We start from the raw sequence: 11004 nt of genomic DNA on the forward strand, positions 1-11004 counted from the left end.
CTACGGTCTTACAGCTGTTTCCAAGCCGGGGCACCGGTTTGACCGTGTAGGGGCGGGGCTGGCCCCCGCCCCTCGTTGCCCGACCATCGTTGCCGCGGCGCGAACGGCGGGCGGGGGCCAGCCCCGCCCCTACGATCGTGCTGTACACTGACCCGAAAACTGCTCTAAAGGTCGCTTCTCACGCCTGAACGTGCTGTAGTTTCCGTTTTCTGAGAGCACCCCAACCAGCTTACCACCGGGCCCGGCGCAGCTTCTCGGGCGCCAGCACCCGAATGTTTTTCGGCGTCAGCTCAAGCAGCCCATCCGCCTTGAACTCGCTCAGCGTCCGGATCAGCGACTCGGGGGCCGTGCCGACCATAGCGGCCATGTCGTCGCGCGAGAGCTGGATGCTGCCATCGGCCCCGGCCTGCTCGTGCAGGCGCAGCAGGATGTCGGCCACGCGGCGGCGGATGGAGCTGTAGGCCATGGCCAGCAGCTGGGTTTCCCGCTCGCTCACCCGGCCGGCCAGCAGGTGGATGAACTGCTGCCCCACCTCGGGGTTGCGCAGCAGTAGCTGCGTGAAGTCGTCCTTGGGAATGTACACCAGCTCCGAGTCGTCGACGGCCACGGCCGAGTTGCTGTGCGCGGTGTGCTGCAGCAACGGCAGGTAGCCAAAAAACTCGCCGGGGCCATAAAAGCCGGTAATCAGCTCCTTGCCCCCATCGGTAGTTTTCACGGTTTTCACCCGGCCCGCGTGCACGAAGTACACCCGCATGGGCTCGTCGCCCTCCAGATACACGTCCTGCTTCTTGCGAATGGCGTGCACCTTACGGTCGGCCGACAAGCTGTGCAGGTTGCCCACGGCGGTGGCATCGTCCAGAAACGCGCCCAGGCCCCCTTCCGCCCGCAGATCGTACTCGGGCTTGAGGTGCTGGAAGCGGTTGAGGCGGCCGGTAATAGCGCTGAGCAGCTCGGCTTTGTCGAAGGGCTTGGTCAGGTAGTCGTCGGCGCCCAGCTCCATGCCGCGGCGCAGGTCGAGGCGCTCGGTTTTAGCGGTCAGGAAGATGAAGGGCACGCCGGCCAACTGGGCATTCTGATTAAATATCTGGAGCACGCCGTAGCCGTCGAGCACGGGCATCATAATGTCGCACACCACCAGATCGGGCTTGGTGGCCAGGGCCTGCGCCACGCCCAGCTGGCCGTTTTCGGCCGTGAGCACCGCGAAGCCGGCCATTTCGAGCAGCTCGGCGGTGTTTTCGCGGATGATTACGTCGTCTTCAATCAGCAGAATGGTCTTCATAGGGGATGGTGATAGTGACGGTGGTGCCCACGTTCAGCGCGCTGTGCAGGGCAATGGTGCCCCCCATCAGCTCCAGGTACTTGGCAATGATGTAGAGCCCGAGACCGGTACCGGGCACGGTACTCACGTTGCGGGCCCGGAAAAACCGCTCGAACAGGTGTTCCTGGTCTTCCTGGGAAATACCTACCCCCTGGTCCTGCACGTGCAGCGTAAGCTGGCAGTCCTGGCAATTGGCCCGCACCAGAATCACGGAGTGGTCGCCCGAATACTTGATGGCGTTGGACAGCAGGTTGACCAGAATCTTGCGCAGCAGCGAGGCATCGAGCCGGATGAGGCCGGCGCATCCGGCCTCGCACTCGATGCGCTGACCGGCCTTGAGCAGCCCCTGCACGTCCACGACCGTTTCGCCCAACAGCGCCGCCATGTCCAGGGTGGCCGGCGTAGCCTCCACCCGGCCCTCCTCGATGCGGCCTACCGACAGGAATTCCTCCAGAATGTCGTTCAGGTGCTTCACCGACGAGCGGATGCGGGCCACGTGCTTGAGCTGCTTGTCCTTTTGCGGACCCTGGGCGTAGTCGGCAATGAGCTCCGCCGAGGTGAGAACTCCAGTCAGCGGCGTGCGAAACTCGTGCGAGGCCATGCTCACGAAGCGCGACTTCATCTCGCCCAGCTCCTGCTCGGCCGCCAAAGCCTGGGTGAGCTCCTGACCCCGCTTTTCCAGCTGCGCCAGCGTAATCATGAGGGCGTGGGTGCGGTCGGCCACCTTCTGCTCCAGGTCGGCGTTGAGGCGGGCCACGCGCTGGTGCTGGTCCCCTAGTTCCTGCGCGGCGTCGTGTTTGGCCGTCACGTCGAGCACGTAGGCCACCACGTACAGCTCCTCGTCGAGGTGGAAGTAGCTCAGGCTCACTTCCACGGGAAAGTCGGTGCCGTCCTGGCGCTGGCCGCGCAGCACGCGGTGCTGGCCCATGCCGCGCACCTGCGGGTGGGCGTTGAAGCTCTCGCGCAGCTGCTGGTGGTGGCGGCCGGCGGCGTTGGGCACCAGCACCTCAATGCGCTGGCCCAGCAGCTCAGCCGCCGGGTAGCCGAACTGCTGCCCGGCCAGCTCATTCGCCGACACAATGTCGCCGGCCCGGTTGCAGACGATGATGCCGATGGTAGCGTTGGTGAACACGGCCTCGAAGCGCCGCACGCTGTGCGCCAGCGCGCGCTCCGCCTGCTGCAGGCGGCTTTGCTCGGTGATCTGAATCAAAAAAAAGGCCTGCTCACCATCCTGGAAGGGGGTCAGCTCCAGGTAGGCGCTAAAGGCCTCGCCGGTGTGGCGCCGGATGTCGGCTTCCACGGCCCGGTGGCCTTCCCGGCGGGCTTGCTCGCCCAGGGCCTGCCATTGGTCGGCGCTCCACGGGGGCTGGCGCAGCGAGTGGTCGGGGTCGGCCAGGAACACTTCTTCGGACGGGTAGCCCAGCAGGCGCACCCCCGCCGGGTTCACCTGCGTGAACCAGCCCTGAGCCGGGTCATAGATTCCCAGGAATTCCTTGGCCTGGGTGTAGAGCAGCTCGGTGAGGACGCTGGAGGAAGAGCCTGGTCGCATAAGAAAAAGGTAGGCCCGCGCGGTTAGATTTATCCCCTGGGGCGGTGCCCAGCTTGGTGTACGTCCCGGTCCGCTGGCTTTTTTCGGCCAGCCGACCGGTCCCCGGCTGCTAACCTTGTTTACCTTGCTTACCGGCAATGGCCACGCCCGTCTTGTGCCAGCGCCGACCGATCCGCCGGCCAAAAAGCCGGCGGATCGGAAAAACGGCCGTGTACACCAGGCGGAGAACCGCTCTGGCATTGATCGGGCGGCCCGGTAAGGTCGACATTATTAGCACCGAACCTGATAATTGTCAGTTCGCCGCCTGATGGGCATCATACGGGCCGCTACTCCCGTACGGTAATTTTGTAGAGCTACTTGATTATTCCGGGTCCGATGCCAGCCACACCTTTAACGCCTTCCCTGTCCACCAACACCGCGATGCTGCTGGTGCTGCTGCCGCCCGTCGGCACCGCCCCGCAGGTGCGGGTGGCCACCCTGGCGGCGCTGGCGGCCTTGCAGCGGGAGTTGGGCGCGGCCATCCGGGTGCTGACGGTGGACGAGGCGAGCCACCCCAGCGTGGTGCACAGCTTCCAGGCCACTGACCTGCCCTGCTTCGTGCTCGTGCGCCAAGGCGTGGAGCTGCTGCGCGAGGGCGGCCTGCCCGAGGGCGGGGCCATCGTGCCGCGGCTGCTGAGTAAGCTCGGCTCCGCGAGCATAGTTGCCGAATAGCGGCAGGTTTTTCTGTTGGACAGAAGCAGGAATTCCAGGGAAAGCCGGCGTCGGCGGCGCCCTTCAGCTGGCCGTTTGTCCCGCATTGGGCATCTATTCGCGGCCAATTCCGTTGAGGAGCAAGCAGCAGCTAGCCGAGAGCCAAGGCCTCCCCTGCCAGTTCCCTTCAGGTCAGGCGGTTGCCCACAGCATTCGTACGGGAGGTTATCGTTCAATTTCCTTGTCGTTGCCATGCGCCCGTACCACCTCATCTACCAAAGCCGGGCCAGCGCGCCGTTCACCGACGCTGAGCTGGCGGCGCTGCTGCTCGGGTCCCGCACCTACAACCGGCACGTGCACGTTACGGGCCTGTTGCTGCACGCGCCCGACGGCCGCTTCCTGCAAATCCTGGAGGGCGAGGAAGCCGACGTGTGCCAGCTCTACTACGCAAAAATCCTGTCCGACCCACGGCATTATCAGTGCCAGGTGCTGGGGGAGGGCCATTGTGCCGAACGCAGCTTCGCCGATTGGAGCATGGGCTTCCAGGTAGCGCAAGCCGACGACTTGTACGCCTTGCTGCAAAGTGGCGCGCTCAACTCCCCCACCCGCCACGGCTCCAAGCCCACCATTCGCCCCGAGCTGATGGCGCGGCTGCTGGAGTTCGTGGAAACCAAAGCCGCTTATTAGAGAACGATGCAGGGGCGGGGCTTTCCCCCGCCCGCCGTTTGCGCCGCTTCAACGATGGTCGGGCAACGACGGGCCGGGGCAAGCCCCGCCCCTGCATCGTTCCGCTGTTCCGCCTCCCACTATGCCACACGTTGTCACCCTCACCCTGAACCCGGCCATTGACAAAAGCACGCGCGTGCCCCAGCTGGTGCCGGACCACAAACTGCCGTGTGCGCCGCCCAAGGTAGAGCCCGGCGGCGGGGGCATCAACGTGGCGCGGGGCCTGCAGCGCCTCGGGCTGCCCGCGCGGGCCGTGTTCGTAGCCGGCGGCCCGCCCGGTGAAGTGCTCCGGCAGCTGATGGCGCGCGAAGGCCTGGCCGCGCATCCCGTACCCACGGCCGCCTGGACCCGGGAAAACCTGACCGTCGTGGACGCCTCCACCAACCAGCAGTTCCGCTTCGGCATGCCCGGCACCACCGTCACGGCCGCCGAGCAGGCGCAGGTGCTGGCCGCGCTGGCCGCCCTCGCGCCCCCGCCCGACGTGCTGGTGGTCAGCGGCAGCCTGCCCCAGGGCGTGGCACCGGCGTTCATGGGCGACGTGGCCCGCTGGGCCCGCCAGGTTGGGGCCAAACTGATTGTGGATACTTCGGACGAAGCCCTGCGCAGCGCCGTGGCCGAGGGCGTGTACCTGCTCAAGCCCAACCTGGGCGAGCTGGCCAGGCTGGCCGGTGTGCCCGCCCTCGACAGTGCCTCGGCGGCCGCGGCGGCGCAGGGGCTCATCGGCCAGGGTCGGTGCGAAATCGTGGTCGTGTCGCTGGGGCCGGTCGGCGCCTGCCTGGTCACGCGCGACGTGGTGGAGCACATTGCCGCCCCGGCCGTGAAAAAGCAAAGCACCGTGGGAGCCGGCGACAGCATGGTGGCCGGGCTGGTGTTCGCGCTGTGCCAGGGCCGGCCCATACGCGAGGCCGTGCGCCTGGGCGTGGCCTGCGGCACGGCCGCCACCATGAACCCCGGCACCGAGCTGTTTCATGCCGCCGATGCCGAAAAGCTGTTTCAGTGGCTGCTGCAAGCCATGCCGGCGGCGGGGCCCGCTGGTCCTGGAGTTAACATTTAGAGCCTATCCGGAAAATACCTGAACGGTCATGCCCATCTGGCGTCCGCGCAGTCGAAGCATCTCTACCGCTTCGTTGAAAAAGCCTTGATTAGTTGCGCGGTAGAGATGCTTCGACAAGCTCAGCATGACCGTTCAGTTAATGAATCAATCAATTGATGCCCAGCAGGCCGGTAATCTGCACGGCCAGCAAGTCCAGAATAAAAATGACCAGCGACGAAACCACCACGGCGCTGTTGGCGGCCTGGCCCACCCCTTCGGTGCCTTTGCCGGCATAATACCCTTTGTAGCAGCCGATGAGGCCGATGGCGAAGCCGAAGAAGAACGTTTTGATAAAGGCCGGCAGCACGTCGCAGAAAGTCAGGCCGCTCAGAATGTTGTTCACGAACAGGGTCAGCGTGGTCGTGCCTCTGGTGTTGATGCCGACGTAAGAGGCAAACAGGCCGATGCCATCGGCCAGCACCGTGAGCACCGGCAGCATGAGCGTGGTGGCCAGCACCCACGTCACCACCAGGTACTTGAACGGGTTGGTGCCCGACACTTCCACGGCGTCAATCTGCTCGGTCACGCGCATCGAGCCCAGCTCGGTCCCGATGCTGGAGCCGATTTTACCCGCAAAAATCAGGGCCGTAATAATGGGGCCCATCTCCCGGATGATGGTCAGGCCCACCATGGTCGGAATCCAGGACCCGGCGCCGAACTGGGCCACGGTGGGCCGGCTCTGCAGCGTGAGCACCAGCCCCATGATGAAGCCCGTGATGCCCACCATCGGCAGGGACTGGTAGCCCACCGCGTAGCTACTGGTACAGCAGCTCGCGCACCTCGTAGCGCGGCCGGAACCCCTCGCGGAAGAACTGCCCGGCAAAGCGCGTGATGGCGCCGGTTTCGGCCAGAAAAGAGCTTTCGAGCACGTCGTCTACCTTGGAAGGGGGTTGAGCGGTAACCGGGTTAGCCCGGCGACGAATCAGGCCGCCGTGAAATCCAGCACCACCCGGCCATCCACCCGGCCGGCCCCGAGGTCGGCGAGGACCTGGTTGATATTTTCCAGCCGGTCGAGGTGGTAATGCACCTTCACCTGGCCCGCGGCGGCAAAAGCCAGGCTCTCGACCAAATCCTGCCGGGTGCCCACGATGGAGCCGCGCACGGTTTTGCCCGTCAGCACCACGTCGAAGATGTTCAGGGGGAAGTCGCCCGTCGGCAGCCCCACCAGGGCCAGGGTGCCGCGCCGGCGCAGCATGGCCACGCCCTGGGCAAAGGCCGGCGGGGAGACGGCCGTTACCAGCACGCCGTGGGCCCCGCCAATCTGGCTCTGGATAACCGCCACCGGGTCCGCCGTGGCGGCATTCACCACCAGCTCGGCCCCCACGGACTGCGCCAGGGCCAGCTTCTCGTCCTGCACGTCGACGGCCGCCACCCGCATGCCCATGGCTTTGGCGTATTGCACCGCCAGGTGGCCCAGGCCACCGATGCCGGAAATAACTACCCATTGCCCGGGCTTCACCTCCGTTTCTTTGAGGCCCTTGTACACCGTCAGGCCCGCGCACAGCAGGGGCGCCGCTTGCTGAAACGAGAGGTTGTCGGGCAAATGCCCCACGTAGTTGGGGTCGGCCAGCAGGTACTCGGCGTAGCTGCCCGGCACGGAGTAGCCGGTGTTTTGCTGCGCCTGGCACAGGGTTTCCCAGCCCGACAGGCAGTACTCGCAGTGTCCGCAGGCGGTATGCAGCCACGGCACGCCCACCCGGTCGCCGGTCTTCACCTGCGTCACGCCGGGGCCCACGGCTACCACCGTGCCCACGCCCTCGTGCCCCGGAATCAGGGGCAGGGGTGCTTTCACGGGCCAGTCGCCGTTGAGGGCGTGCAGGTCGGTGTGGCACACCCCGCAGGCCGCCACCTGCACCAGGATTTGCCCGGGACCTACGGCGGGTACGGGTACCTGCTCTATTTGCAGCGGTTGGCCATAAGCGTGGGCCACGGCGGCTTTCATGGTGGTGGGTAGCATGGATTGGCTTTACTGGTTTGGACTGTGGGTAATCCGGTCCGTATTGGGCTGGGTCGGCAACCGTCAGCGGCTCAGCACAAAGAACTAGCTTCCAAGGGCCCGCGGGCATGATGAAGGTTGGCGCGGACCCTGATTTTTGTCATGGGGAGGTCTCCGGCCGGGTCGTAGTCTTGTTCTGAATTTCCACCCCGCCCTTTCACCCCCTCCCCGCATGGACGTTACTGCTGTTCCGCGGGGTATTACTGCAACCCGGTTTGAGGAGCTAGAAGCGGGAAGCGGGAAGTCAGCATACGAGCAGGGTGCCGATGTAAGGCGCGGCGGCCTTGGCACCCGTTGCGTTACTTCCTCTTCAGGACTTACGCAAACCCATATGCACCAAGCCCCGGCGGGGCGGCCTGTCGGTAGTAACTAGACTTGTTCCCGAATAAGCAATAATGAAAAAAGAACGTCATGCTTCATCTGGCGTCCGCGCAGCCGAAGCATCTCTACCGCATTAGGAATCAATGCTACAGCAACAAAGCGGTAGAGATGCTTCGACTGCGCGGACGCCAGATGAAGCATGACCGCTGAATTTGCGCTTTTCTGTATTTAGGAACAAGTCTACTGCCTGCAATAGAAGAATGAAGCCCCGCAGGGGCGGCACTTGCCAGAACGGCAGCCGGGTGCCGCCCCTCTGGGGCATTCTTCCGGATGGACCCTCCTTTACGACCGACAGGCCACCCCGCCGGGGCTGGCAAACGGCGCAGGGGCGTAAGTCCTGATCTTTTACCACCTGCTCCCTGTGCTCCTGGATTCCAGCTCCTAACTTCTCACCGCCGGCAACCCACCTCACCCTGCGTAACAGCAGTTAAGTAGTCGGTACGAAGTAAGCATATTGAAAGAGGCGGTCATGCTGAGCTGGTCGAAGCATCCCGCCCGCTTCGTTGAACGTATGCAGACGAAGCGGGCGGGATGCTTCGACCAGCTTAGCATGACGTTTAATTGTATTCGATTATTCCTGCGCGACTGCTCTAAGACGAGCCAGAAGTCCCGACCGGAAGTTCCGATTCAACTCCCGCGCAAACCAGCAACCCGCATAATGCCTGACCACACCTCCTTATTCGCCCGCCAGGCGGAAGCCAGCGCCCACGTCCAGTTCGTGTTCGAGGCGACGGCCGGCCAGCTAGTGTTCGTGAACGAGGCCTACCGGCTGGTATTGCACGGGAAGCCGGACCAGGTGAATACCGAATTGCCCGCGCTCCTGGCCCGCCTGCATCCCGACGACCGGCCGCGCCTGGCCGAATACTGGACGCAGTGGTGCCGGGGCTTAGCGCGCGACGAGGTCGAGTTTCGCCTGCGCCACCCCGAAGCCCCGGACCAGTGGTTTTGCCTGACGCCCTATTATGAGCGGGATGGCGCCGGCGCCGTCTGGTTGGCAGGCAGCCTGCGCGATATCAGCGTGACCAAACGCTACCAGGCCAACGCCGACCTGTTCAACAGCCGCAAGAACGCCACCCTTGAAATCCTGTCCCACGACCTGAGCGGGGCCTTTATCATGGTGCAGCAAATCGCGGAGTTTTTGCGGGAAGAAGTGCAGGCCCCGGCCAACCCCGAGGTAGCTAAAATGCTGCAGGAGCTGGAAACGACCAGCCGCGACAGCGTGAAAATGATTCGCGACTTCATCAACATTGAATTCCTGACCTCGGCCAACACCGACCTGAAGCGTGACCGGGTGGACGTGGGCGCGGTGCTGCGCGAGCCGCTGGACCAGCTCCAGAGCAATTCCGTCGGCCACCACTTTGCCTACACGCTGCCCGCCGCGCCGCTCTACGCCAACCTGGACGTCAACAAGTTTACCCAGGTGCTGCTCAACCTGGTGAGCAATGCGCTGAAGTTCACGCCCGACGACGGCCACGTAAGCGTGGCCGTCGAGCCGGGCCCGGGTAGCGTACGCATCTACGTTCGCGACGATGGCGTCGGCATCCCCCTGAACCTGCAGCCCGTGCTGTTTGAGCCATTCACCAAAGCCCGCCGCATGGGCCTGCGCGGGGAGCCCAGCACCGGGCTCGGGCTGGTGCTGTGCAAAACCATCGTGGAGTGGCACCATGGCACCCTCGAAGTAGCCAGCTTTGAAGGCCAGGGCAGCACCTTCACGATTGTAATTCCGCAGTCGGATGAGGTCAGATGCGTCCCGGCGGCTGGGAAAACCGTCACCAGCTACGAGTAAGCAGCACTTCCTGCCTGCTCCAACATGGCGGGGCCTACAAGAAACCTAATGCGAAGAATGGGGCTGGGTTAACCCGCGAAGTTGCGCCGTACATTTGAGCGTTGAGCACGGATTATCTGGTCCTGCGCGAGCGGCCGCGACGGTTTCCGACCCTGAGCAGTCTGTTGCCGGCCGATCTTGACGAATTACTTACCGACTTCGCGCCGGCCTGGGAGCGCTACCACCGCTACCACACTCTGGACGGGGCCAAGCGGCGGTTGCCAGCCCACGCCGAGCGGGCCAACGCCACGCTGGCGGGCAGCGACACGAAGCTCTTTTTGCTGCTCACCTACCTCAAAAGCAACCGCTTGCAGCGGCACCAGGCCGCCAGCTTCGGCGTGTCGCAGACCCGGGTGAGCCGCCTGGCCACGGCCCTGCCGGGCGGGCTGAACCACGTGCCGCGCCGGCGCGGGCGGCTACCCGTGCGCGACGGGCCCGAGCTGACCCGGCACCCGGACCAGGTGTTTGCCTGCGATGGGGTCGGGCGCGGGGTGCCGCGCAACACCGACGGCAAAGCTCAGGCCGAAGAATACAGCGCAAAAAAAGCGCATCGCCTGAAAAACGTGACCTTGTGCGACGATACGCAGCACGTGTATTTCCTCTCGGCCACGGAAGGCGGGTGGGTACACGATAAAAAAATGGCCGACGAGTACGCCCTGCACCGACCGGCCGGCAGCGTGCTGCGCCAGGATCTGGGCCTGCTGGGCCACGCCCCGGCCGGGGTTCGGGCGTTGACTTCCAGACCTGCCTGCGCTACGACATGCAACCTTTCCGTCGGGCCCGGGGCTCTTGTAGCTGCCTTATCTTTCTTTCCCTTTCATTCCTGCTGACTATGCGTCTTTCTCTGTTTTTAATCAGTGCATTAGGACTACTCAGCGGCTGTAAAAAAGAAGAAGCGGCTTCTTCCATTCAGAATACCCGCTGGATGCTGGTGCAGGTAGAGGATTTCGCCATCGGGCTATCCAGCTACTCGCCCGCCTTCAACTCGTACGTGCAGTTCAGCGCCGACAACAAAACGAATGGCCTGGCCCCTTGCAACTCGTTTGGCGGTACTTATGCCTCGGGCAGCGGCACCCAGCTCAGGGTGAGCGTGCAGGCTTCTACCCGGGCCACCTGCGCCGCACAGAGCATAGAGGACCGGTATCTGAGCGCCTTGCCGCGCACTGTGCGCTATGAGCTCAGCGGCCAGGAGCTACGCCTGTTCGATGCTGCCACCGCAGCGCCCATTCTTGTTTTCAGGGCCGCCGAATAGCGCTGCACGCAGCAATACGCAGCAAAAGCCCGGTGACGTTCCGAAAAATCGGAGCGTCGCCGGGCTTTTGGTTTGCCAGGGCCCAGTAAGGCCGTAGCAAGCATTGCTTAGAAGCTGTTTGAGTTAGCAGAATTTGAGCACCCGTTTGATGTTTGCCAAGCTAATCCATGCGTT

The 11004-nt window shown here is 64.2% G+C and carries 10 protein-coding genes; 6 read left to right on the forward strand and 4 right to left on the reverse strand.

Annotated features, from left to right (window positions below; genetic code table 11):
• Positions 1 to 229: 229 nt before the first annotated feature.
• Together ABD833_RS12975 and ABD833_RS12980 are read right to left on the reverse strand one after the other, a co-directional pair.
• Positions 230 to 1279, reverse strand: a complete 1050-nt coding sequence (locus ABD833_RS12975) for a response regulator (protein ID WP_345073530.1) — start codon at positions 1277 to 1279, stop codon at positions 230 to 232.
• Positions 1257 to 2867: a sensor histidine kinase gene (locus ABD833_RS12980; RefSeq protein WP_345073531.1), complete on the reverse strand. Its 1611-nt coding sequence runs from the start codon at positions 2865 to 2867 to the stop codon at positions 1257 to 1259. The genes ABD833_RS12975 and ABD833_RS12980 overlap by 23 nt, the downstream gene beginning before the upstream one ends.
• A gap of 375 nt (positions 2868 to 3242) precedes the next feature.
• On the opposite strand from ABD833_RS12980, the gene ABD833_RS12985 reads away from it, so the two are divergent.
• From ABD833_RS12985 to ABD833_RS12995, 3 genes are all read left to right on the forward strand, one after another.
• A complete protein-coding gene (locus tag ABD833_RS12985; protein WP_345073532.1) occupies positions 3243 to 3578 on the forward strand; it encodes a hypothetical protein in 336 nt (111 codons plus the stop codon).
• A 231-nt stretch (positions 3579 to 3809) separates the two neighbouring features.
• Entirely contained in the window at positions 3810 to 4244 is a 435-nt protein-coding gene (locus ABD833_RS12990) for a BLUF domain-containing protein (protein ID WP_345073533.1), read from the forward strand.
• Between the two features lie 121 nt (positions 4245 to 4365).
• Positions 4366 to 5337, forward strand: a complete 972-nt coding sequence (locus ABD833_RS12995; RefSeq protein WP_345073534.1) for a 1-phosphofructokinase family hexose kinase — start codon at positions 4366 to 4368, stop codon at positions 5335 to 5337.
• 148 nt (positions 5338 to 5485) lie between these two features.
• Here the strand turns inward: ABD833_RS12995 and ABD833_RS13000 are convergent, their stop codons facing one another.
• Positions 5486 to 6124, reverse strand: coding sequence for an MlaE family ABC transporter permease (locus tag ABD833_RS13000; protein WP_345073535.1), 639 nt, complete (start codon positions 6122 to 6124; stop codon positions 5486 to 5488).
• A 174-nt stretch (positions 6125 to 6298) separates the two neighbouring features.
• Positions 6299 to 7333, reverse strand: coding sequence for an alcohol dehydrogenase AdhP (gene adhP, locus ABD833_RS13005; protein WP_345073536.1), 1035 nt, complete (start codon positions 7331 to 7333; stop codon positions 6299 to 6301).
• 1078 nt (positions 7334 to 8411) lie between these two features.
• Here adhP and ABD833_RS13010 point away from each other — a divergent pair.
• The 3 genes from ABD833_RS13010 to ABD833_RS13020 all read left to right on the forward strand — a co-directional run bounded on the left by ABD833_RS13010 (position 8412) and on the right by ABD833_RS13020 (position 10830).
• Positions 8412 to 9539, forward strand: coding sequence for a PAS domain-containing sensor histidine kinase (locus ABD833_RS13010; RefSeq protein WP_345073538.1), 1128 nt, complete (start codon positions 8412 to 8414; stop codon positions 9537 to 9539).
• Between the two features lie 101 nt (positions 9540 to 9640).
• Positions 9641 to 10408 carry a transposase family protein gene (locus ABD833_RS13015; protein WP_345073539.1) on the forward strand — a complete coding sequence of 256 codons (768 nt, stop codon included), beginning with the start codon at positions 9641 to 9643 and terminating at the stop codon, positions 10406 to 10408.
• 2 nt (positions 10409 to 10410) lie between these two features.
• Positions 10411 to 10830 (forward strand): META domain-containing protein, encoded by a 420-nt coding sequence (locus ABD833_RS13020; protein ID WP_345073540.1) that lies wholly within the window; start codon positions 10411 to 10413, stop codon positions 10828 to 10830.
• Positions 10831 to 11004: the final 174 nt, after the last annotated feature.

This window comes from Hymenobacter fastidiosus, from assembly GCF_039539565.1.
GTDB classification, from domain to species: domain Bacteria; phylum Bacteroidota; class Bacteroidia; order Cytophagales; family Hymenobacteraceae; genus Hymenobacter; species Hymenobacter fastidiosus.